This window comes from Brucella anthropi ATCC 49188, from assembly GCF_000017405.1.
Classification (GTDB): Bacteria; Pseudomonadota; Alphaproteobacteria; order Rhizobiales; family Rhizobiaceae; genus Brucella; species Brucella anthropi.
In genome coordinates this window covers 2,529,529-2,552,481 of the sequence record NC_009667.1, presented here as the reverse complement: position 1 = coordinate 2,552,481, position 22,953 = coordinate 2,529,529, and the positions used below count along the sequence as shown (strand labels likewise).

Here is a 22,953-nt window from a genome sequence, read left to right as displayed (position 1 = left end):
TCGGATCGATGACGCACGGTCGGCAACAAGCCATGCGTCATCGCCGAAACAGCGTTACTGGTTGATTTCAGGCTCGACGAGCTTCTTCAGCTTGTCCAGACATTCCTGCCAGCCGAGATAACAGGCTTCAGCCGGAATTATATCGGGGACGCCCTGCTGTTCGATGTTGATTTCCGTTCCGACCGAAACGGCTTTCAAGGTTATCGTGACCTTCATTTCGCCGGGCAGGTTCGGATCGTCGAAACTGTCCGTATAGACCAGCCGTTCTCCCGGAACGAGTTCCACATATGTGCCGCCAAAGGAATGGCTGTGGCCGGTTGTGAAATTCCGGAACGACATTCTGTGTTTGCCGCCGACCTTTGCGTCCAGTTCATAGACGGTGCAAGTGAAGCCATATGGCGGCAACCAGCTGGCCACCGCATCCGGCTCGACGAATGCGCGATAAACCTTCTCCGGCTTGGTGGCAAATACACGGTGCAGGCGAATAGTGCTGGGCATGGTTTCCTCCCTTTGTCGGTTTTCTGTTCAATGGGTATTGGCGGGGTGTTTGAAGAGCAGGCTTATATACCGCTTGAGATGGTCGACACTTTCCACCGCACGCAGCGGATCGCCGCTTGCCTTGGCGATGATGAAAGCGCCTTGAATGACCGCCTGCGTATGCAGAGCCAGGCTTTCAGCGGTGAACTCACCTGCAACCGGATAGCGTTCCATCGCGGCTGCGATATCCGGAACAAGCGTGTCTGCATGGCTTGAAATGCTGTCCCAGCAGGCATCGCGGATCACGGAATTGGTCTCGTAGACCTCCTGTGTCATGGTGCCGACGAGACAGGTGAAATCAGGCAACTCGCCTTGAATCAGCTGCTTACGCAACTCGACATAGGCCAGCACGCGCTCAAGCGGGTCTTCGGGAGCATGATAGGTGGCTTCCGCAAAGAACGCGCCGGTCATTTCCGACCAGTAATTCGCGGCAGCAACGGCCAGATCTTCCTTGCTGGAAAAATGATGAAAGAAAGCACCTTTGGATAAGGACGCTTTGTTGCAGATGTCATCGACCGTCGTTGCGGCATAACCCTTGGTGCGAATAACGCTTAATGCTGCATCAAGCAGGTTGGACCGGGTCATTGGATTTTGTTTGCGTGCCATAATCGTGCTCCTTAATATACAATACCAACTGGTTGGTATGAAATCAAGTGACCAACTGACGTATCACTATTTGCTGCGGGGAGGGCTGTTGGTGAGTGCGATGCGGATGATTCTGAAAGTTGGTTTGGATTCGAGTACAGGGCCGGGTTTGTGGATAAGTTTGATGTCATTGAAAAAGCCCGGAAATCGGGTGTTCTGCAGCAAAATCGAAAATTCTTATTCTTTCTTCGTGACCCTTGCTTGACACTTGTTCGAGAACCCCTTAAACGACCGCTCACACCGGACGGAAACGCCGGTGCGACGCAACCGAAAGGTTGCCGAGAAATGCGCGGGTGTAGCTCAGTTGGTTAGAGTGCCGGCCTGTCACGCCGGAGGTCGCGGGTTCGAGCCCCGTCACTCGCGCCACTTTCCTCTCAACAAATCGATAGATTGAACGTTGACACGAAAGTGGCGCCTACCGCCGTTTTTGCTTCTTTCAAGCCAGAATTGCTGATCGTGAACGGGCATTGAAATGCCCTGTGAATGATTTTTGTAATATCGCAATTCTTCTCCAAACACGCGCTTGACACTTGTTCGAGAACCCCTTAAACGACCGCTCACACCGGACGGAAACGCCGGTGCGACGCAGCCGCAAGGTTGCCGAGAAATGCGCGGGTGTAGCTCAGTTGGTTAGAGTGCCGGCCTGTCACGCCGGAGGTCGCGGGTTCGAGCCCCGTCACTCGCGCCACTTTCCTCTCAACAAATCGATAGATTGAACGTTGACACGAAAGTGGCGCCCACCGCCTTGTCTCTCGGGTCGCCGCATCTTCAAAGAATCTTGATGGAATTGCCGGAGCGTAGCTGTTTCGCCGAACCGTACGCCTGCTATTTGGAAAACTGCTTCCAGGATAGATAGGCGACTGACAGGATGATCGCGGCAATGGCGAGAAGATCGCCGCTGGCGAGCAGATAATGGCTCATGCGTGACCTCCTTGCGATACTTTGGCCGACAATGTGCTTCATGATAGCCGGGGCGAACGCGATCTGAAGGCATGGCTTCGCAAAGCTTGCTGCATTTGGAACGCTTCCATTCCAACTTTCTCGATAAACGCGAACGGAATTTCTCAATGTCCGCGCCGCAGGCGCTTCGCGACAATTTGAATTGGGGAGAAGCGGCCCATTTGGTCCATGCATTGCCATGGAACGAATTTCCTGTTTTCAATCGCGTGAAATCGGATGACAGGAACGGATCGCTGCGACGATGACCCGACGCGCTTATCTTGGTGTGCTTGCAACGTTTTTGATTCTTGCCGGGTGTGGCACACCCCGCGCTGTGCTGTGGCATGGACCGAATTCAAGCCCGCAATCGGTGGCCGCAGCGCAAGCCGCTATCGTCAAGCCTTCAAAACCGGCGGCGGTGGTTCCTATTTATGTTGCGACGAGCCGCCAGCGCTCGGATAATTTCTCGCAGCCTTACAATTCAAAGCGCTCGGAAACGCTGAATTTTGCGCAGGTTGATGTCGGGATTCCGGCAGCTCACGTCAAAGGACAGGTTGAGTCTACCGGCTACAAGCCTGATCCCGCCAAAAATTTCGCCGCCACGGCATTCCAGCCTTACGACAATGCCGAGCAGTTTCTCGCGCAATTGAATGCCGTCCTGGCGAAGCAGGGGCCGAAGGACAAGGAAATCCTGATCTTCGTGCATGGCTACAACAATAATTTTGCCGACAGCACATTCCGCACTGCGCAATTTGTCCATGATTACAAAATGAAGTCGGTGGCGGTCGAATATGCCTGGCCGTCGGGCGGCGATCTTGGGCTTTATGTCTATGATCGCGACAGCGCGGACTTCGCACGTGACGGTCTGGCGCGATTGCTGGAACTCGTCGCCCGCAGCAAGGCGGAGCGTATTGTTCTCGTCGGGCACTCCATGAGCAGCTTCGTGACTATGGAGGCTCTGAGAACCCTGTCTCTGCGTGGCGAAAAGAATGTGTTGCGTCGCATCAATGCGCTGTTGCTCGCCGCACCGGACATCGATCTCGACGTCTTCGAAAAGCAGATCAAGGATATCGATCCCATGCCGCGCCCAACGGCGGTGATGACGTCGCGCAGCGATCGCGCGCTCGGGGTCTCATCGTTTATTACGGGCGGCCATGCGCGAGTAGGGGACGGCACCAGTATTCCGACGCTCCAGAAATATGGAATCGCGGTGATCGACGCTACCGATTTGGATGGAGGCGAACATAATGTCTTTGCATCGTCGCCATCGCTCATGGCTCTGGTCAGTGATGGCAGCCTTTCGCTGGACGCTCTGAACGGGCGGGAGAAGCAGACAACGGGGCAGGCGGTGCTGGCAGACGGTGCCTCTGCAATCAAGGGAGCTGCATCGCTTGTGCTTTATCTGCCCGGTAGGCTGGTCGGGGCAACGACTTCTGCTGCTCCATGAGTTCATTTTAAAGCGAGAGCTGAAACCCCCAACTTTCATTCCCAAGTTGCAGGCAATTGATTCTCCTGGCGATTGCTAAGCCGACCAGTCCGTGCGACTTTTCCTCACGAAATTATGATCTTTTCATGTTATACGGGTTTTCAGTGGGATATGCGGGCTTGATGCCATGGCTTGTTAAGCATCTTGGCTCGTCTTTGCCCAATAGATCATGCCGGAGGGGTTGCGCTTGCGAACGCGCTGCGATAACCGTCCCGGCGAAAAGCGCTTAGTTCGCACGGCATGCCTTTTGAAGCTGCTTGGGCGACGAGGTTGCAACAGATGCAATGTGTCGCATGGTCGTCAGCTCCAAAAAGCTTATGACAGGCGGCGCAGCCTCGTATTCAAGCCGGATAAAGGACCATGAACGAGCTTTTAAGTTCCTACCTGCCGATCGTCATCTTTCTCGGCATTGCGATGGTAATTGGTGTAGCCCTCCTGGTTGCGCCGTTTCTTGTCGCCTATAGACAGCCCGACCCCGAAAAGCTTTCTGCTTACGAGTGCGGCTTCAATGCCTTCGATGACGCCCGTATGAAGTTCGACATCCGTTTCTATCTGGTGTCGATTCTTTTCATCATCTTCGATCTGGAAGTCGCCTTCCTTTTCCCATGGGCTGTGTCCTTTGGCGAAATTGGCTGGTTCGGCTTTGCATCGATGATGGTGTTCCTTGGCGTTCTGACCATCGGTTTCATTTATGAATGGAAGAAGGGAGCGCTGGAATGGGATTGACCACAGCCAACACAACGCTCGTGGCTCCGCAGCCGAAGGGCATTCTTGACCCGCGCACGGGCAAGCCTGTCGGTTCCGACGATGCATTCTTCAACGATCTGAACAGCGAACTGTCCGACAAGGGGTTCATTGTCACATCCGCTGACGCTCTGATTACCTGGGCGCGTACCGGTTCGCTGATGTGGATGACCTTCGGTCTGGCATGCTGCGCCGTGGAAATGATGCACATTTCCATGCCTCGCTACGATGCCGAACGCTTCGGTATCGCTCCGCGCGCATCACCGCGTCAGTCCGACGTGATGATCGTTGCCGGCACGCTGACCAACAAGATGGCACCCGCTCTCCGCAAGGTCTACGACCAGATGCCGGAGCCGCGTTACGTTATCTCGATGGGTTCCTGCGCCAATGGTGGCGGCTACTACCACTATTCCTATTCGGTGGTGCGTGGCTGCGATCGCGTGGTTCCGGTCGATATTTATGTTCCGGGCTGCCCTCCGACCGCTGAAGCACTGCTCTACGGCATTCTGATGCTTCAGAAAAAGATCCGTCGCACGGGTACGATTGAGCGCTGAGCCGGTTATCGACCGGTTGGCGCAAGACAAGTTTTGTTAGGGTTCGACTGCCTGCCATCCCCTGAAAAGGGCCTCCCAAAAGGCAAGTGCGGTGTGAGTTCTAAAGAAGGAAGTTAGGAAAATGAGCGAAGAAGCTCTCGGTGAACTTTCCGGCTATATCAAGGAACGCCTCGGCGACGCGATCGAAGAGGCGAAACTTGCCTATGGCGAGTTGACGCTTTCGGTTCCGGCCGCGAGCATCATCAGCGTTCTGACCTTCCTGCGTGACGACGTGCAGTGCCAGTTCGTCAACCTGACGGATATTTCAGGCGTCGACTATCCGCAGCGCGCCAAGCGCTTCGATGTCGTTTATCAGCTGATGTCTCCGCGCCAGAACCAGCGCATCCGCGTCAAGGTTCAGGCTGACGAAGATACGCTGGTGCCTTCCGCAGTGCCGGTCTTCGTTGGTGCCGAATGGTTCGAGCGCGAAACCTACGACATGTACGGCGTTCTGTTCTCCGGCCATCCGGATTTGCGCCGCATCCTGACCGACTATGGTTTTGAAGGCCATCCGCTGCGCAAGGACTTCCCGCTCACCGGCTTCGTTGAAGTTCGTTATAACGACGAGCTGAAGCGTGTCGTGTACGAGCCTGTCCAGCTGCGTCAGGAATTCCGCAACTTCGACTTCCTCTCGCCTTGGGAAGGAACGGATTACGTTCTGCCGGGCGACGAGAAAGCCAAGGCGAACTGAGGGCATACTCATGGGCGCAGGCGAAAGATTGAACGGTCAATGTCTTTGCGGAGAGGTGAAATTCACTGCTTCTCCGGTGAAGATGGAAATGGATGTCTGCCATTGCAGCATGTGCCGGCGTTGGTCGGGTGGTGCTTTCATGGCCGTCAATTGCGGCACTTCGGTCGAAATCGAAAACGAAGCTGCCTTGGCGACTTATTCTTCTTCGGAATGGGGCGAACGCCGCTTCTGCTCGAAGTGCGGTTCGTCGCTGTTCTGGCGCGGTATCCATGATGGAATGACGGTTGTTTCGATGCAGGCCTTTGCCGAGCCGGAACGTTTTCATTTCGCCGAAGAAATCTTCATCGATAACAAGCCTGCGAATTACGATTTTGCCAATGACACCCACCGGATGACCGGCGAGGAGTTCTTGGCGGCTCTTGCAGCCAAACAGGAAGCTGAACATGGCTGAGACTCAGGTCCGCAATTTCAATATCAACTTCGGTCCGCAGCACCCTGCCGCGCACGGCGTGCTGCGTCTGGTGCTTGAACTCGACGGTGAAGTCGTCGAGCGCGTCGATCCGCATATCGGTCTGCTGCATCGCGGCACCGAAAAGCTGATGGAAGCCAAGACCTATCTTCAGGCTCTGCCTTATCTCGACCGCCTCGATTACGTGGCGCCGATGAACCAGGAGCACGCCTATGCACTCGCCGTCGAACGCCTTCTGGGCATCGATGTGCCGAAGCGTGGCCAGCTGATCCGCGTTCTCTATTCGGAAATCGGCCGTATCCTGAACCATCTTCTGAACGTGACCACGCAGGCCATGGACGTCGGTGCGTTGACGCCGCCGCTCTGGGGCTTCGAAGAGCGCGAAAAGCTGATGGTGTTCTACGAACGCGCTTGTGGCGCACGTATGCACGCAGCCTATTTCCGTCCGGGTGGCGTCCATCAGGACCTGCCGGATCAGCTCGTTGAAGACATCGGCAAATGGATCGATCCGTTCTTCAATACGCTCAACAATCTTGATGATCTCATCACGCCGAACCGTATTTTCAAGCAGCGTAACGTCGATATCGGCGTCGTGAAGCTGGAGGATGCATGGGCATGGGGCTTCTCGGGCGTCATGGTGCGTGGTTCGGGCGCGGCATGGGATCTGCGCAAGTCGCAGCCTTACGAGTGCTACAACGAGATGGAATTCGACATTCCGATCGGCAAGAACGGCGACTGCTATGATCGCTACCTGATCCGTATGGAAGAAATGCGCCAGTCGGCACGCATCATGCGCCAGTGCGTTGATCTTCTGCTCGGCAAGGAGCGGGTCGGTCCGGTTTCCAATGCCGACAACAAGATCGTGCCGCCGAAGCGCGGCGAGATGAAGCGCTCGATGGAGGCGCTTATCCATCACTTCAAGCTTTACACGGAAGGCTATCACGTGCCTGCCGGTGAAGTTTACGCAGCAGTTGAAGCACCGAAGGGTGAATTTGGCGTCTTCCTCGTGTCGGACGGCTCCAACAAGCCTTATCGCTGCAAGCTGCGCGCTCCGGGCTTTGCCCATCTTCAAGCCATGGATTTCCTGTGCCGCGGCCATATGCTGGCTGACGTGTCGGCAATTCTTGGCTCGCTCGATATCGTGTTTGGTGAGGTTGACCGCTGATGTCCGTTCGCCGTCTCGCAGATGATGCCGTCCAGCCAGCCGCTTTCGCGTTCAACGCGGAAAATCAGGCGTGGGCGCACAAGACGATCGCAAAATTCCCCGAAGGCCGTCAGCAGTCGGCTGTCATTCCGTTGCTCATGCGTGCGCAGGAGCAGGACGGCTGGGTCACGAAAGCTGCTATCGAACATGTCGCAGGCATGCTCGAAATGCCGCTGATCCGCGTTCTGGAAGTCGCGACTTTCTATACGCAGTTCCAGCTGAAGCCGGTTGGCACACGCGCTCACATTCAGGTTTGCGGCACCACGCCATGCATGCTGCGTGGTTCGGAAGCGCTGATGGATGTCTGCCGTCACAAGATCAACCACGACCCGTTCGAGCTCAATGCCGACGGAACGCTGTCGTGGGAAGAAGTGGAATGCCAGGGCGCCTGCGCCAACGCACCGATGGTCATGATCTTCAAGGACGCCTATGAAGATCTGACGCCTGAGCGTCTTGCCGAAATCATCGATGCTTTTGAAGCTGGCAAGGGCGACACCGTGAAGCCGGGCCCGCAGGATGGACGTGTGACGTCCGAGCCGATCAATGGCCTGACTGCTCTCACCGAAGATCTCGACTACAAGAAGGTCGGTCTTGAGACCCGCAAGGCATCTGATGCCGCCGCTGCCAAGGCGAAGGCCGAAGCTGAAGAGAAGGCCAAGGCGGAAGCCGCTGCAAAAGCTGCCGACGAAGCGAAAAACGTCGCTCCGTCGAATGCTGCAAAGCCGGTAACCAATGCACCTGAAACCGATCCGGCGCTCAAGACGCCTTCGGATGTCAAGGTGTCGAAGGCTGCTGAAAAGGCCGCTTCGGTCGACAGCAAGCAGGCATTCAAGCTTGATGACAAGAACCGTCCGGTTGCCATGGAGCGTCCGGAAGCTGTTGACGATCTGAAGCTGATTTCCGGCGTTGGCCCGAAGATTGAGGAAACCCTGCATGAGCTGGGTATCTTCACCTTCAAGCAGGTCGCTTCCTGGAAGAAGGCCGAGCGCGAGTGGGTCGACGGCTATCTCAGCTTCCACGGGCGCATCGAGCGTGAAGACTGGGTAAAGCAGGCCAAGGCTTTGGCCAAGGGCGGCGTCGAGGAATACATCAAGGTATTCGGAAAGAAGCCGGTATGATGACTTCGATATTGGCAAACACGAACGGAAACAGGTGAGACATGCTGGCTGATAAAGATCGCATCTTCACCAATATTTACGGCTTCAAGGATCAGTCCCTGAAGGGTGCCATGGCGCGCGGCCATTGGGACAACACCAAGGGCCTGATCGAAAAGGGCCGTGACTGGATCATCGACGAGATGAAAGCGTCGGGCCTGCGTGGCCGCGGCGGCGCTGGCTTCCCGACGGGTCTCAAATGGTCGTTCATGCCCAAGCAGAGCGACGGTCGCCCGCATTATCTGGTCGTCAATGCCGACGAATCCGAACCGGGCACCTGCAAGGACCGCGAAATTCTGCGCCACGATCCGCATACGCTGATCGAAGGCTGCGTAATCGCCGGTTGCGCCATGGGCGCACACACTGCCTATATCTATATTCGCGGCGAGTTCATGCGTGAGCGTGAAGCGCTGCAGGCCGCTATCGACGAGTGCTACGAAGCCGGTCTGCTCGGCAAGGGCAACAAGTGCGGCTGGGATATGGATGTTCTCGTATCCCACGGCGCCGGTGCTTACATCTGTGGCGAAGAAACGGCTCTGCTCGAAAGCCTCGAAGGCAAGAAGGGCCAGCCGCGTCTGAAGCCTCCATTCCCGGCAAATATGGGCCTTTATGGCTGCCCGACGACCGTGAACAACGTGGAATCGATTGCCGTTGCGCCGACGATCCTGCGTCGTGGCGCGGCCTGGTTCTCGTCCATCGGACGCCCGAACAACGTCGGCACCAAGCTGTTCCAGATTTCGGGCCATGTGAACACGCCTTGCGTCATCGAAGAAGGCCTCGGCATTCCGTTCCGCGATCTGATTGAAAAGCACGGCGGCGGCATTCGTGGCGGCTGGGACAATCTGCTGGCGGTTATTCCCGGCGGTGCATCGTGCCCGGTCATCAAGGGCGAAGACATGATGGATGCCATCATGGACTTTGACGGAATGCGCGACAAGAAATCGTCGTTCGGCACCGGCGGCCTGATCGTCATGGACAAGTCCACCGACATCATCAAGGCGATTGCCCGTCTGGCAGCGTTCTTCAAGCACGAGAGCTGTGGCCAGTGCACGCCTTGCCGCGAAGGCACCGGCTGGATGTGGCGCGTGATGGAACGCATGGTCAAGGGTAACGCGCAGAAGCGTGAAATCGACATGCTGTTCGATGTGACCAAGCAGATTGAAGGTCACACGATCTGCGCTCTCGGTGATGCTGCTGCATGGCCTATTCAGGGCCTGATCCGCAATTTCCGTCCGGAAATTGAAAAGCGCATTGACGATTATACCCGCAACGCCGTTCAGAGCCGCAATATCCGTCTGGAAGCAGCGGAATAAGGCTTAACGAGTTGCATGCGGTTTGAAGAAGACCGCTCGAAAGTTTGAGATCTGGAAGATGCGGCATAAGCCGCAGGTTTGGATAAGCGATGGCAAATATTAAGGTTGACGGCACAGAGATCGAAGTACCCGATCACTATACGCTCCTTCAGGCTGCCGAAGCCGCGGGGGCTGAAGTCCCGCGTTTTTGTTTCCACGAACGGCTTTCCATCGCCGGAAACTGCCGCATGTGCCTTGTTGAAGTAAAGGGCGGACCGCCGAAGCCGGCGGCATCCTGCGCCATGGGCGTGCGCGATCTGCGTCCCGGCCCGAATGGCGAAGCGCCTGAAATCTTCACCAATACGCCGATGGTCAAGAAGGCCCGCGAAGGCGTGATGGAATTCCTGCTCATCAACCACCCGCTGGATTGCCCGATCTGCGATCAGGGCGGTGAGTGCGATCTGCAGGATCAGGCAATGGCTTTCGGCACCGACGGTTCGCGCTATCGCGAGAACAAGCGTGCCGTTGAAAACAAGTATATCGGTCCGCTCGTCAAGACTGTGATGACGCGCTGCATTCACTGCACGCGCTGCGTCCGCTTCACGACGGAAGTTGCAGGCATTTCGGAACTCGGCCTCATCGGTCGTGGCGAAGACGCCGAGATCACCACCTATCTCGAACGCGCCATGACGTCGGAACTGCAGGGCAACGTTATCGATCTTTGCCCGGTTGGCGCTCTGACCTCGCGTCCTTACGCGTTCCAGGCCCGTCCGTGGGAACTGAACAAGACCGAAACCATCGATGTGATGGATGCGGTCGGTTCGAACATCCGCGTCGACACCCGTGGCCGCGAAGTGATGCGCGTCATGCCGCGTGTCAATGAAGCGGTGAACGAAGAGTGGATTTCCGACAAGACCCGCTTCATCTGGGATGGCCTGCGCACCCAGCGCCTCGACCGTCCTTATGTTCGCAAGGATGGCCGTCTGGTCGCCGCAAGCTGGCCGGAAGCTTTTGCCGCTATTGCTGCCAAGGTCTCCTCAACCTCCGCCGACAAGATTGGCGCAGTCGCTGGCGATCTGGCCTCGGTTGAAGAAATTTATGCGCTGAAGGGCCTGATGGCTTCGCTCGGCTCCGCCAATATCGATAGCCGCCAGGATGGCGCTGCTCTCGATCCGGCTCTGGGTCGTGCAAGCTATCTCTTTAACGCAACGATCGAAGGCATTGAAAACGCTGATGCTTTGCTCATCATCGGTTCCAATCCGCGCGTGGAGGCCGCAGTCCTGAACGCACGTATTCGCAAGCGTCAGCGCATGGGCCATTTCCCGGTCGCCCTGATCGGCGAACAGGCTGAACTGCGTTACGATTACGAATATCTGGGTGCTGGCGCTGAAACGCTAGCAGCAGTCGCTTCCGGCAAGAACGCATTCCGCGACGTGCTGGCCAAGGCTGAGTGTCCGCTGATCATCATCGGTCAGGGCGCGCTCACCGGCGAAAACGGTTCTGCAGTTCTGTCGACCGCAGCCAAGCTTGCTCAGGACGTCGGCGCCATCAAGGACGAGTGGAACGGCTTCTCCGTTCTGCACACTGCCGCTTCGCGCGTTGGTGCTCTGGATCTCGGCTTTGTGCCGGGTGAGGGCGGCAAGGTGGCTGGCGACATGCTGGGTAATCTTGATGTCGTGTTCCTGCTCGGTGCAGACGAACTCGACATGACCAGAAAGGGTTCGAGCTTCGTCGTTTACATCGGCACGCACGGCGATGCCGGCGCACACGCTGCCGACGTTATCCTGCCGGGTGCAGCCTACACGGAAAAGTCGGGCACCTGGCTCAACACCGAAGGTCGCGTGCAGCTCGGCAGCCGCGCCGGTTTCGCACCGGGCGAGGCAAAGGAAGACTGGGCAATCCTGCGCGCTCTTTCCGACAGCCTTGGCAAGCGCCTGCCGTTCGATTCGATGCAGCAGCTTCGCGCCAAGCTCTATGCGGACTATCCGCATATGCTGGCCATCGACACCATCACGCCTGCCTCGTCCGACGATCTCGTCGCGCTGGCAGCGAAAGCATCCAATCCGGGCGGCGGCGCTGCGTTCGTTTCCCCGGTCAAGGACTTCTACCTGACGAACCCAATTGCGCGCGCTTCCGCCGTCATGGCCGAATGCTCGGCGCTCGCGGCTGGCGGCTTCCAGCAGGCTGCCGAGTAAGCGAGAGAGAGACGGAACAATGGAAGGTATTTTTGCAGCTTACGTCTTGCCCGCGCTTATCATAGCGCTGAAGTCGGTCGTTCTGCTCGTCGTATTGCTGATCGTCGTCGCTTACCTGCTTTACGCAGATCGCAAGATCTGGGCAGCGGTACAGCTTCGCCGCGGCCCGAACGTTGTCGGTCCCTGGGGTCTGTTCCAGGCTTTCGCCGACTTGTTGAAGTTCGTCTTCAAGGAACCAATCATTCCGTCTGGCGCAAACAAGGGTGTCTTCCTCCTTGCGCCTTTCGTTTCTGCCGTTCTTGCAATGGCAACCTGGGCGGTCATTCCGGTCAATGAAGGCTGGGCCATCGCCAATATCAATGTCGGCATTCTCTATATCTTCGCCATTTCTTCGCTCGAAGTTTACGGCGTGATCATGGGTGGCTGGGCATCGAACTCGAAGTATCCGTTCCTCGGTGCGCTTCGTTCGGCTGCACAGATGGTTTCCTACGAAGTCTCCATCGGCTTCGTGATTGTCACGGTTCTGCTGACGGTTGGCTCGCTCAACCTGACCGACATCGTGCTTTCGCAGAATACGGGCCTTGGCACCATGCTCGGTCTTCCGGCTTCGTTCCTCGACTGGAACTGGCTGGCTCTGTTCCCGATGTTCGTGATCTTCTTCATTTCGGCACTTGCCGAAACGAACCGTCCGCCATTCGACCTTGTCGAAGCTGAATCCGAACTCGTGGCCGGTCACATGATCGAATATTCGTCCACGCCGTTCCTTCTGTTCTTCCTTGGCGAGTATGTGGCGATCACGCTGATGTGCGCCCTGATGACGACGCTCTTCCTTGGCGGCTGGCTGCCTCCGGTTGACGTTTGGTTCCTCAACTGGGTTCCGGGCATCATCTGGTTCATGCTGAAGCTCTGCTTCTGCTTCTTCCTCTTCGCAATGGTGAAGGCTTTCGTTCCGCGTTACCGCTACGACCAGCTGATGCGCCTTGGCTGGAAAGTGTTCCTGCCGATCTCGCTCTTCATGGTTGTCGCAACCGCGACCTTCCTCAAAGTCTTCGGTCTGGCGTAAGGAGTAATAACTATGGCTTCATTCGCTCAAGCAGCCAAATCGCTCCTGCTCAAGGAATTCGTCGGCGCGTTCTTTCTTTCCATGCGCCAGTTCTTCGCGCCCAAGGCGACGTTGAACTACCCGCATGAAAAGGGCCCGGTCTCTCCGCGATTCCGTGGAGAGCACGCGCTGCGCCGTTATCCGAACGGTGAAGAACGCTGCATCGCCTGCAAGCTTTGCGAAGCGATCTGCCCGGCGCAGGCCATCACCATCGAGGCCGGTCCGCGCCGCAACGACGGCACCCGCCGCACGGTGCGTTACGACATCGATATGGTGAAGTGCATCTATTGCGGTTTCTGCCAGGAAGCATGCCCGGTGGATGCCATCGTGGAAGGTCCGAATTTCGAATTCGCGACCGAAACCCGCGAAGAACTCTACTATGACAAGGACAAGCTCCTTGCCAATGGCGACCGTTGGGAACGCGAAATCGCGCGGAATATCGCGATGGATGCGCCATATCGCTGATTGGTTTTGCTGAAACCTCGTTTCGGCATCCGGTTTGAAAGCGGCAACAGGAAGGGGCGGCCCATCTTGTTGCTGGAATTTAAGTTTCGCGAATATTCGCGGCAAACAAAGACTAAAGCGAGCGAGGCAATAAGGCTTTGCTCACGGAAAGGTGTTGGGGGATCCCCATGCTGACAGGTATTGCGGCAGCGTTTTTCTATCTGTTCGCTTTCATCATGATCGCCAGTGCGTTCATGGTGATTGCGGCACGCAACCCCGTGCATTCGGTGCTGTTTCTGATCCTCACGTTCTTCAATGCGGCAGCTCTGTTCCTGCTGACCGGGGCCGAGTTCCTCGCCATGATCCTGCTCGTCGTTTACGTCGGTGCAGTGGCGGTTCTCTTCCTCTTCGTCGTCATGATGCTGGATGTGGACTTCTCCGAACTGAAGCGCGGCGCATTGCAATATGCACCGGTCGGCGCTCTGGTCGGTCTGATCTTGCTCGGCGAACTGATCTTCGTGTTCGCAAGCAACATGTTTGCGCCGAAGCTGGGGCAGGGTGCCGTGCCGATCCCGAATATCGCCGAGCGGAGCAATACCGCTGCTCTAGGTGACATTCTCTACACCGACTTCGTCTTCTACTTCCAGGTTGCTGGTCTCGTCCTTCTGGTCGCGATGATCGGCGCCATTGTTCTGACGCTGCGGCACAAGCCGAATGTCAAGCGCCAGTCCATCCCGACCCAGGTAGCTCGCACGCCCGAAACGGCGATCGAGATCAAGAAGGTCGAAACGGGCAAAGGCATCTGAGGATAAGCATATGGAAATCGGTATCGCCCACTATCTCACCGTTTCGGCCATCCTGTTTACGCTTGGCGTCTTCGGCATCTTCCTGAACCGCAAGAACGTCATCGTCATCCTGATGTCGATCGAATTGATCCTTTTGTCGGTCAATCTCAATTTCGTGGCGTTCTCCAGCCAGCTCGGCGACATGGTCGGGCAGGTCTTCGCCCTTTTCGTTCTGACTGTTGCGGCTGCTGAAGCGGCCATCGGTCTGGCAATTCTCGTTGTTTTCTTCCGTAATCGCGGTTCCATCGCGGTGGAAGACGTCAATGTTATGAAAGGTTGACGGGCAAATGCTCTACTACGCGATCGTCTTCCTTCCGCTTCTCGGCTTCCTGATTGCCGGTCTTTTCGGCAATCAGATCGGAGCCAAGGCGAGCGAATACATCACTTCCGGTTTCATGGTCATCGTCGCGATCCTGTCGTGGGTCGTCTTCTTCCAGATTCCGCTTGGCCACGATGCAGAAACCGTCCGCATCCCGGTTCTTCACTGGGTGACGTCGGGCGCGCTTTCCTTTGACTGGTCGCTGCGCGTCGATACGCTCACCGGCGTCATGCTGGTCGTGGTGAACTCGGTGTCGGCTCTCGTGCATATCTATTCCATTGGATATATGCACCACGATCCGCATCGTCCGCGCTTCTTCGCCTATCTGTCGCTCTTCACTTTCGCCATGCTCATGCTGGTCACGTCGGACAATCTGGTCCAGATGTTCTTCGGCTGGGAAGGCGTGGGTCTGGCTTCGTACCTCCTGATCGGTTTCTGGTTCCAGAAGCCTTCGGCCAATGCAGCCGCCATGAAGGCGTTCGTCGTCAACCGCGTCGGCGACTTCGGCTTCCTGCTCGGCATCTTCGGCGTCTTCGCGCTGTTCCAGTCGGTCGACTACAACACGATCTTCGCTGCCGCAGCCAATTATCTGCCGGCTGAAGGCGCTGCCGATGCCAATCAGGTCGTTCTGAACTTCCTCGGCTATCAGCTCGACAAGCAGGGCGCGATCACGATCACCTGTCTGCTGCTCTTCATGGGGGCGATGGGCAAGTCGGCGCAGTTCCTGCTGCACACCTGGCTTCCGGACGCCATGGAAGGCCCGACCCCGGTTTCGGCTCTCATTCACGCCGCTACCATGGTTACCGCGGGCGTGTTCATGGTCGCCCGCATGTCGCCGATCTTTGAACTGTCGCAGACCGCTCTTCTGGTCGTGACCATCATCGGCGCCACCACTGCTTTCTTTGCGGCAACGGTCGCTCTCGTACAGAACGACATCAAGCGCGTGATCGCCTATTCGACCTGTTCGCAGCTCGGCTATATGTTCGCAGCGCTCGGTGTAGGTGCCTATGGCGCCGCCGTGTTCCACCTGTTCACGCACGCTTTCTTCAAGGCGCTTTTGTTCCTTTGCGCCGGTTCGGTTATCCATGCCGTTTCGGAAGAGCAGGACATGCGTCGCATGGGCGGCCTGCGCAAGCTGATCCCCATCACCTACTGGATGATGGTCATCGGTACGGTTGCCATTACGGGCCTCGGTATTCCGGGCACGATCATCGGCACTGCCGGTTTCTTCTCCAAGGATGCGATCATCGAATCCGTCTTCGCTTCGCACAGTGCTGCCAGCGGCTACGCTTCGACGCTTCTCATTGTTGCAGCGCTCTTCACGAGCTTCTATTCATGGCGTCTGATTTTCATGACCTTCCACGGCAAGCCGCGCGCTTCGGCGGAAGTCATGCATCATGTCCATGAATCGCCAGCCGTCATGTTCGTTCCGCTGCTGATCCTCGGCGTCGGTGCACTCTTTGCCGGTGTCGTGTTCAAGGAACTCTTCTTCGGCCACGAATATGCCGAATTCTGGAAGGGCGCGCTGTTCACTTCGGCTGCCAACCAGATCCTTGAGGAATACCACCATGTTCCTCTGTGGGTTAAGCTGTCGCCGTTCATTTCGATGGTTCTCGGCTTCATCGTCGCCTGGATCTTCTACATCCGCTCGCCGGAAACGCCGAAGGCGCTGGCTGCCCGTCATCGTGGCCTCTACCAGTTCCTTCTCAACAAGTGGTACTTCGACGAACTGTACGATTTCCTCTTCGTACGTCCGGCTCGCTGGCTTGGCCGCTTGTTCTGGAAGGGTGGCGACGGCTGGCTTATTGACGGCTTCGGCCCGGATGGCATCTCGGCTCGCGTGCTCGATGTCACCAACCGCGTCGTCAAGATGCAGTCCGGATACCTTTATCACTACGCATTCGCGATGCTGATCGGCGTCGCCGCGCTCGTCACTTGGATGATGCTCGGGAGCTCTTTCTGATGACCGACTGGCCAATTCTCTCAACGGTCACGTTTCTGCCGCTTGTCGGCGCGTTACTGATCCTTCTGATCAAGGACGACAGCGAGGCTTCGCGTCGCAATATCCGCAATGTCGCGCTGCTGACGACGATATTCGTCTTCATCCTGTCGCTCGTCATCTGGGCAGGGTTCGATAATTCGAACCCCGGCTTCCAGATGGTCGAACAGATCGACTGGATGGGTGGCGGCATCAGCTACCACATGGGCGTGGACGGTATCTCCGTCCTGTTCGTGGTGTTGTCGGCTTTCCTCATGCCCTTCTGCATTCTCGCAAGCTGGATATCGGTGGAAAAGCGCGTCAAGGAATACATGATCGCGTTCCTCATTCTGGAAACGCTGATGATCGGCGTGTTCTGCGCGCTCGACCTGTTCCTGTTCTACGTGTTCTTCGAAGCAAGCCTTATCCCGATGTTCATCATCATCGGCGTGTGGGGCGGCAAGCGTCGCGTCTATGCGAGCTTGAAGTTCTTCCTCTACACGCTTCTGGGCTCGGTTCTGATGCTCATCGCCATCATGGCCATGTACTGGCAGGCTGGCACGATGAACATCGTGGAACTGCAGAAGTACAGCTTCCCTGCCGGGATGCAGACATGGTTATGGCTCGCCTTCTTCGCGTCCTTTGCCGTGAAGATGCCGATGTGGCCGGTCCATACCTGGTTGCCGGATGCGCACGTTGAAGCGCCGACGGCAGGCTCGGTCATTCTGGCCGGTATCCTGCTGAAGCTCGGCGGTTACGGCTTCCTGCGCTTCTCGCTGCCGATGTTCCCGCTGGCGTCCGCCGATTTCGCTCCGCTGATCTTCACGCTGTCGGTCATAGCCATCATCTACACGTCTCTGGTCGCTCTGGTTCAGGAAGACATCAAGAAGCTGATCGCGTATTCGTCGGTTGCCCACATGGCCTATGTGACCATGGGTATTTTTGCCGCGAACGAGCAGGGCATTCAGGGCGCCATCTTCCAGATGCTGTCGCACGGTATCGTGTCGGGCGCGCTCTTCCTCTGCGTCGGCGTGATCTATGACCGCATGCATACCCGTGAAATTGCGGCGTTCGGCGGTCTGGTGAACAACATGCCGAAATATGCGGTGGCCTTCCTCATCTTCACGATGGCGAATGTGGGCCTGCCGGGTACTTCGGGCTTCCTCGGTGAATTCCTGACGCTGTTCGGTGTGTTCCGGGTCAATACCTGGGTGGCACTGTTCGCAACCACGGGTGTCATCCTCTCGGCGGCTTATGCGCTCTGGCTCTACCGTCAGGTAGTCTTCGGTGCATTGACGAAGGAAAGCCTGAAGGCGCTCCTCGACTTGAGCCCGCGTGAGAAGATCATTCTCTACCCGCTTGTGGCGCTCACCATCTTCTTCGGTGTGTATCCGACCCCGGTCTTCGACGTGACCGCCGGTGCCGTGAACGCCCTGGTCCAACATTACGACGCAGCACTCGCGGGCACCGCGAGCGCCGTGCTGGCACAGTAAGAAATAAAGGCGTAGGTCATGCAGACTGATCTGATAGCTCATCTGACCCTTGCAGCACCGGAGGTTCTCCTTGCTGTAGGCGCCTTGGCACTGCTCATGATTGGCGTGTTCTCCGGCGAACGGGCGACCACGCTCGTCAACGGATTATCCGTCGCGGTGCTTATTGCAGCGCTGGCTCTGGTGGTCCTTTTCCCAACGAACGGCGCTGCATTCGGCGGTGCCATCGTCAATGACAGCTTCAGCCGCTTCATGAAGGTGCTGACGCTGATCGGCTCCATCGTGACGCTGATCATGTCGGTCGGCTTCGCCAAGGCGGAGAAGTTCGACAAGTTCGAGTTCCCGGTCCTGATCGTGATTTCCACGCTCGGCATGCTGCTGATGGTTTCAGCATCCAACATGCTGTCGCTCTATCTCGGTCTCGAACTGCAATCGCTGGCGCTCTACGTTCTGGCAGCGTTCAACCGCGATAGCGTCCGTTCGACGGAAGCTGGTCTGAAATACTTCGTTCTCGGTTCGCTTTCCTCGGGCATGCTGCTTTACGGCATTTCGCTCGTCTACGGTTACACCGGCCACATCGGCTTTACCGAAATCGCCCAGGCCGTCTCCGGCGGTCAGCGTGAACTCGGTCTGGTTTTCGGTCTCGTCTTCATTCTGGCCGGTCTGGCATTCAAGATTTCTGCCGTTCCGTTCCACATGTGGACGCCGGATGTCTATGAAGGCGCGCCGACCCCGGTAACGGCGTTCTTTGCCGCCGCCCCGAAGATGGCTGCCATGGCGCTCATCATCCGCGTCGTCTCGGAAGCCTTTGCTCCGGTCACCCATGACTGGCAGCAAGTCGTGATTTTCATCGCGCTTGCCTCGATGGTCCTCGGTGCGTTTGCCGCCATCGGCCAGCGTAACATCAAGCGCCTGATGGCTTATTCCTCGATCAGCCATATGGGCTATGCGCTCGTTGGTCTGGCCGCCGGAACGGTGATCGGCGTGAAGGGCGTGATGATCTACATGGCAATCTACCTCGCCATGACGCTCGGCACCTTCGCGTTCATTCTTGCAATGCGCACCAAGGACGGCAATGTGGAGAGCATTGAGGATCTGGCCGGTCTGTCCCGCACCAATCCGGTGCTGGCAACGATCATGACCATCTTCCTGTTCTCGCTCGCTGGCATCCCGCCGCTCGCCGGTTTCTTCGGAAAGTGGTACACCTTCCTTGCCGCCGTTGAAGCAGGCCTCTATCCGCTTGCCATCATCGGTATCGTGGCTTCGGTCGTGGGCGCGTTCTATTACCTGCGCATGATCAAAATCATGTGGTTCGATGAGCCGACGGGTGGTTTCGTTCCGGTCGCAGGCGAGCTTCGTCTCGTTCTCGGCGTAACGGGTGCCTTCGTGCTCTTCTACGTCTTCCTTGCTGGTCCGATCGGCGGATTTGCCGAAGCCGCAGCCAAGACGTTTTTCTGATTAATGCAAAAGGCGGAAGCATAAATGAGTTTTGCGCTTTCGCCTGTTGCGGCAAATGAGGACTACCGTCTCGAAACTTTCGAGACGGTAGGTTCCACCAATGCGGTTGCTCTGGAACGGGCAGCCAGCGGTGATCCGGGCAAGCTCTGGCTTGTTACGAAGAAACAGGAAAGCGGTCGCGGAAGACGGGGCCGTGCCTGGTCTACACCGGAAGGCAATCTTGCCTCCACGCTGCTTCTTGTTGAATCCTATGAAATGAAGACGGCTGCGACGCTTGGTTTTGTTGCCGGCTTGTCGCTTGCCGATGCACTTGATGCGGTATTCGCTGCGACGGGGCCTGCCGTGCCGCTGACAATCGGCCTGAAATGGCCGAATGACGTGCTGGTCAATGGCGCGAAACTCACCGGCATCCTGCTAGAATCGTCCATTCTGGCGAAGAATTTGTTCGCCGTTGCCATCGGTATCGGGACCAATGTGGTCGCCTTTCCCGATGACCTGCCTTATGCAGCAACGTCGTTGCAGGCTCTCGGCAGCAAATGCGATGCCGAGACTTTGTTCGCAGCCTTGTCGGATGCCTGGTCGGTCAACTATCGCGTCTGGAATGAAGGGCGCGGTCTCGACGATATTCGCAAGCGCTGGCTGCAGCGCGCGCATGGCCTTGGCCAGAATGTAACCATGCAGGTTGAAGGCCGTATCATCGAAGGTCGTTTTGAGACAATCGATGAGGCATGCCGTTTTGTTATTCGCGAGGACGAAGGTTCGCGAGTTGCGGTAACGGCTGGCGATGTCTATTTCGGAACTGCTGCTACAATACGCAAATAATTGTTTTGTTTTGTCTTGCTAGGGTTGCAACAGGACAACTTTAGGTCCAGTTGATGCCGCAAGGCGGGATTAATCACAGAGGAAATTTCATGGCCCGATCCAATACTACTGAACTCGTCTTTCTGCCGCTTGGCGGCGTAGGCGAAATCGGCATGAATTTGGCCATGTATGGCTTCGGTCCTGCGGATAACCGTGAATGGCTGGTCGTGGATATGGGGGTGAGCTTTGCGGGGCCTGAACAGCCGGGCGCTGATCTCATCCTGCCGGATATCCGCTATCTCGAGGCTGAAAAGCACAATCTGCGCGGCATCGTTATCACCCATGCGCATGAAGACCATTTCGGTGCTTTGCTCGATCTGTGGCCGCGCCTGAAGGTTCCGGTTTATGCGACGCCATTCACCGCCGGTCTGCTTGAAGCCAAGCGACAGTCGGAACACGGCGCGCCCGAGATTCCGATCACGATCTACAAGGCAGGCGAGAAATTCGAAGTCGGCCCGTTCAAGGTCGAGGCTGTCGCGGTAACGCACTCTATTCCCGAGCCGGTTTCTCTGGCTATCACGACGCCGCTCGGCACGGTCGTGCATACGGGTGACTGGAAGATGGACCCGGAACCATCGCTCGGACCGGTTATCGACGAGGCGCGTTTCCGCGCTATCGGTGATGCAGGCGTTCTGGCGCTGATCTGCGATTCGACCAATGCTTTGCGCGAGGGCGAGTCTCCTTCGGAACGTCAGGTGGGCGAGAGCCTGCGCGAGTTGATTGAAAATGCGCGCGGTCGTGTGGCCATCACCACTTTCTCTTCCAATGTTGGTCGTATCCGGTCGATTACCGAAGCAGCACGCGATGCGGGCCGTCAGGTGCTGGTGGTTGGGCGTTCGATGAAGCGCGCCATCTCCGTCGCCACAGAACTTGGCTATATGGAAGGCTTGCCGGAATATCTCAGCGAAGAGGATTACGGCTATATTCCACGCGAAAACGTGGTGATGATCCTTACCGGCAGTCAGGGCGAACCGCGCGCGGCACTCGCCAAACTGGCGCGTGACGAAATGCGCAGCCTCGCGCTGACGGCGGGCGATACGGTCATCTATTCATCGCGCGCCATTCCGGGCAATGAAAAATCCATTCTCGACATCAAGAACCGCCTGATTGATCGCGGTATTAAGATCATCGGTGATGAGGATGCATTGGTCCATGTGTCGGGCCATCCACGGCGCAGCGAATTGCGTCGCATGTATTCCTGGGTTCGTCCGCAAATTCTGGTGCCGGTGCATGGCGAAGCCGCTCATCTGGTCGCGCAAGGTTCTCTTGGCGCGATGGAGGGCATCGAGCAGGTCGCGCAGGTGCGTGACGGCGACATGCTGCGTCTGGCACCCGGCAAGGCCGAAATTATCGATGAAGCGCCGGTTGGCCGGATTTACAAGGACGGCAAGCTGATCGGTGACGAGGAAGAAATCGGCATGGTCGAGCGTCGCAAGCTCGCTTATGTCGGTCATGTCGCCGTTTCGGTGCTGCTGGACCGTGAACACAAGATCATCGATGAGCCCGACCTTGTGACTTTCGGGGTGCCGGAGGAAAACGCACAGGGCGATCTGTTGGAAGACATCCTGCTGGATGCAGCCATCGAGGCCATCGACAGCATTCCGCGCGTTCGCCGCAAGGATATCGAGCTTGTCCGGGAGTCCGTGCGCCGTGCCGTTCGCGCTGCGGCAAATGAAGCATGGGGCAAAAAGCCGGTAGTGACCGTATTCGTGAATAGGATACGGTAGTCATACGGATTGCAAAATGACCGGCATGGGAGGTGCTGATGCTCGAACGCTTGAACCACGTGGCGATTGCCGTTCCGGATATCGATGCCGCGGCAGCGCTTTATCGCGGCAAGCTCGGTGCGAAAGTCACCGAGCCGCAGGCACTGCCTGAACATGGCGTAACCGTGGTTTTCATCGACGTCGGCAACACCAAGATCGAATTGCTGGAACCGTTGGGTGAGGGGTCGCCGATTGCGGCGTTTCTGGAAAAGAATCCTTCCGGTGGGATGCACCATCTGTGCTATGAGGTTGCGGACATAATTGCCGCTCGCGACCGCCTCAAGGCGGAGGGTGCGCGTATCCTTGGAGATGGCGAACCGAAGACCGGCGCCCATGGCAAGCCAGTTCTGTTCCTGCATCCCAAGGATTTCAACGGCACACTGATCGAACTGGAAGAGGTGTAATCATGTCTCTGGTTTCAGGAATCGCGATTTACTTCATCATCTGGTGGACGACGCTGTTCGCGCTGCTGCCGGTTGGCTTGCGCACGCAGGCTGAAGAAAACGAAGTGACTTTGGGTACGGTGGCCAGCGCTCCGGCAAAACCACGCATCGGTCGTGCCTTTCTGCGGACGACCATCGTCGCAACACTCATCTTCCTGCTCTATTATTATGTGACGCAGATCAGCGGTTTCGGCCTCGACGATATCCCGCATTTCTTCCCGGATCTGACCTGAGCATTCGTTCACGTTCCGACATGAATTTTTGAGGCTGCCTAAATTATAGGCAGCCTTTCTTTTGT

The 22,953-nt window shown here is 57.1% G+C and carries 22 protein-coding genes and 2 tRNA genes; 22 read left to right on the top strand and 2 right to left on the bottom strand.

What is annotated here, in order from left to right; all coding sequences use genetic code 11:
• Nucleotides 1-54 precede the first annotated feature (54 nt).
• On the bottom strand, nt 55-498 hold the full coding sequence (locus OANT_RS12615) for an SRPBCC family protein (protein WP_012092264.1): 444 nt from the start codon (nt 496-498) through the stop codon (nt 55-57).
• A gap of 27 nt (nt 499-525) precedes the next feature.
• Nucleotides 526-1,143, bottom strand: a complete 618-nt coding sequence (locus OANT_RS12610; RefSeq protein ID WP_012092263.1) for a TetR/AcrR family transcriptional regulator — start codon at nt 1,141-1,143, stop codon at nt 526-528.
• Nucleotides 1,144-1,471: 328 nt separating this feature from the next.
• On the opposite strand from OANT_RS12610, the gene OANT_RS12605 reads away from it, so the two are divergent.
• The 22 genes from OANT_RS12605 to OANT_RS12495 all read left to right on the top strand — a co-directional run bounded on the left by OANT_RS12605 (nt 1,472) and on the right by OANT_RS12495 (nt 22,888).
• Nucleotides 1,472-1,548, top strand: a tRNA-Asp gene (locus OANT_RS12605).
• Nucleotides 1,549-1,793: 245 nt separating this feature from the next.
• Nucleotides 1,794-1,870: transfer RNA gene (locus tag OANT_RS12600), tRNA-Asp, on the top strand.
• 513 nt (nt 1,871-2,383) lie between these two features.
• A complete protein-coding gene (locus tag OANT_RS12590; RefSeq protein ID WP_012092262.1) occupies nt 2,384-3,568 on the top strand; it encodes an alpha/beta hydrolase in 1,185 nt (394 codons plus the stop codon).
• 399 nt (nt 3,569-3,967) lie between these two features.
• Nucleotides 3,968-4,333: an NADH-quinone oxidoreductase subunit A gene (locus tag OANT_RS12585; protein ID WP_006466588.1), complete on the top strand. Its 366-nt coding sequence runs from the start codon at nt 3,968-3,970 to the stop codon at nt 4,331-4,333.
• Nucleotides 4,324-4,905 carry a NuoB/complex I 20 kDa subunit family protein gene (locus OANT_RS12580; protein WP_010661172.1) on the top strand — a complete coding sequence of 194 codons (582 nt, stop codon included), beginning with the start codon at nt 4,324-4,326 and terminating at the stop codon, nt 4,903-4,905. Before OANT_RS12585 ends, OANT_RS12580 begins: the two co-directional genes overlap by 10 nt.
• A 121-nt stretch (nt 4,906-5,026) precedes the next feature.
• Nucleotides 5,027-5,635, top strand: coding sequence for an NADH-quinone oxidoreductase subunit C (locus OANT_RS12575; protein ID WP_010661173.1), 609 nt, complete (start codon nt 5,027-5,029; stop codon nt 5,633-5,635).
• A 10-nt stretch (nt 5,636-5,645) separates the two neighbouring features.
• Nucleotides 5,646-6,086: a GFA family protein gene (locus OANT_RS12570; RefSeq protein ID WP_012092261.1), complete on the top strand. Its 441-nt coding sequence runs from the start codon at nt 5,646-5,648 to the stop codon at nt 6,084-6,086.
• On the top strand, nt 6,079-7,269 hold the full coding sequence (locus OANT_RS12565; RefSeq protein ID WP_010661175.1) for an NADH-quinone oxidoreductase subunit D: 1,191 nt from the start codon (nt 6,079-6,081) through the stop codon (nt 7,267-7,269). Before OANT_RS12570 ends, OANT_RS12565 begins: the two co-directional genes overlap by 8 nt.
• Complete coding sequence (locus OANT_RS12560) at nt 7,269-8,426, top strand: NADH-quinone oxidoreductase subunit E (protein ID WP_010661176.1); 1,158 nt, start codon at nt 7,269-7,271, stop codon at nt 8,424-8,426. Before OANT_RS12565 ends, OANT_RS12560 begins: the two co-directional genes overlap by 1 nt.
• A 41-nt stretch (nt 8,427-8,467) precedes the next feature.
• Complete coding sequence (gene nuoF / locus OANT_RS12555; protein ID WP_010661177.1) at nt 8,468-9,775, top strand: NADH-quinone oxidoreductase subunit NuoF; 1,308 nt, start codon at nt 8,468-8,470, stop codon at nt 9,773-9,775.
• An 89-nt stretch (nt 9,776-9,864) separates the two neighbouring features.
• Complete coding sequence (gene nuoG / locus OANT_RS12550; RefSeq protein ID WP_012092260.1) at nt 9,865-11,949, top strand: NADH-quinone oxidoreductase subunit NuoG; 2,085 nt, start codon at nt 9,865-9,867, stop codon at nt 11,947-11,949.
• 19 nt (nt 11,950-11,968) lie between these two features.
• The gene (nuoH, locus tag OANT_RS12545) at nt 11,969-13,012 is read left to right on the top strand and encodes an NADH-quinone oxidoreductase subunit NuoH (RefSeq protein ID WP_010661179.1); all 1,044 of its coding nucleotides are present in this window, start codon (nt 11,969-11,971) and stop codon (nt 13,010-13,012) included.
• Nucleotides 13,013-13,024: 12 nt separating this feature from the next.
• Nucleotides 13,025-13,516 carry an NADH-quinone oxidoreductase subunit NuoI gene (nuoI, locus tag OANT_RS12540; protein WP_007874549.1) on the top strand — a complete coding sequence of 164 codons (492 nt, stop codon included), beginning with the start codon at nt 13,025-13,027 and terminating at the stop codon, nt 13,514-13,516.
• Nucleotides 13,517-13,683: 167 nt separating this feature from the next.
• On the top strand, nt 13,684-14,301 hold the full coding sequence (locus OANT_RS12535) for an NADH-quinone oxidoreductase subunit J (RefSeq protein ID WP_012092259.1): 618 nt from the start codon (nt 13,684-13,686) through the stop codon (nt 14,299-14,301).
• A 10-nt stretch (nt 14,302-14,311) separates the two neighbouring features.
• Nucleotides 14,312-14,620, top strand: a complete 309-nt coding sequence (nuoK, locus tag OANT_RS12530) for an NADH-quinone oxidoreductase subunit NuoK (RefSeq protein ID WP_006466598.1) — start codon at nt 14,312-14,314, stop codon at nt 14,618-14,620.
• Between the two features lie 7 nt (nt 14,621-14,627).
• A complete protein-coding gene (gene nuoL / locus OANT_RS12525; RefSeq protein ID WP_012092258.1) occupies nt 14,628-16,622 on the top strand; it encodes an NADH-quinone oxidoreductase subunit L in 1,995 nt (664 codons plus the stop codon).
• Nucleotides 16,622-18,130, top strand: a complete 1,509-nt coding sequence (locus OANT_RS12520; RefSeq protein ID WP_012092257.1) for an NADH-quinone oxidoreductase subunit M — start codon at nt 16,622-16,624, stop codon at nt 18,128-18,130. Before nuoL ends, OANT_RS12520 begins: the two co-directional genes overlap by 1 nt.
• A gap of 18 nt (nt 18,131-18,148) precedes the next feature.
• Nucleotides 18,149-19,585: an NADH-quinone oxidoreductase subunit NuoN gene (gene nuoN / locus OANT_RS12515; protein ID WP_010661183.1), complete on the top strand. Its 1,437-nt coding sequence runs from the start codon at nt 18,149-18,151 to the stop codon at nt 19,583-19,585.
• A 24-nt stretch (nt 19,586-19,609) separates the two neighbouring features.
• A complete protein-coding gene (locus tag OANT_RS12510) occupies nt 19,610-20,407 on the top strand; it encodes a biotin--[acetyl-CoA-carboxylase] ligase (protein WP_012092256.1) in 798 nt (265 codons plus the stop codon).
• A gap of 89 nt (nt 20,408-20,496) precedes the next feature.
• Nucleotides 20,497-22,173 carry a ribonuclease J gene (locus OANT_RS12505; protein ID WP_012092255.1) on the top strand — a complete coding sequence of 559 codons (1,677 nt, stop codon included), beginning with the start codon at nt 20,497-20,499 and terminating at the stop codon, nt 22,171-22,173.
• Between the two features lie 38 nt (nt 22,174-22,211).
• The gene (gene mce / locus OANT_RS12500) at nt 22,212-22,616 is read left to right on the top strand and encodes a methylmalonyl-CoA epimerase (RefSeq protein ID WP_006471802.1); all 405 of its coding nucleotides are present in this window, start codon (nt 22,212-22,214) and stop codon (nt 22,614-22,616) included.
• Nucleotides 22,617-22,618: 2 nt separating this feature from the next.
• Nucleotides 22,619-22,888 carry a DUF1467 family protein gene (locus OANT_RS12495; RefSeq protein ID WP_012092254.1) on the top strand — a complete coding sequence of 90 codons (270 nt, stop codon included), beginning with the start codon at nt 22,619-22,621 and terminating at the stop codon, nt 22,886-22,888.
• The last annotated feature ends 65 nt before the right edge of the window (nt 22,889-22,953 follow it).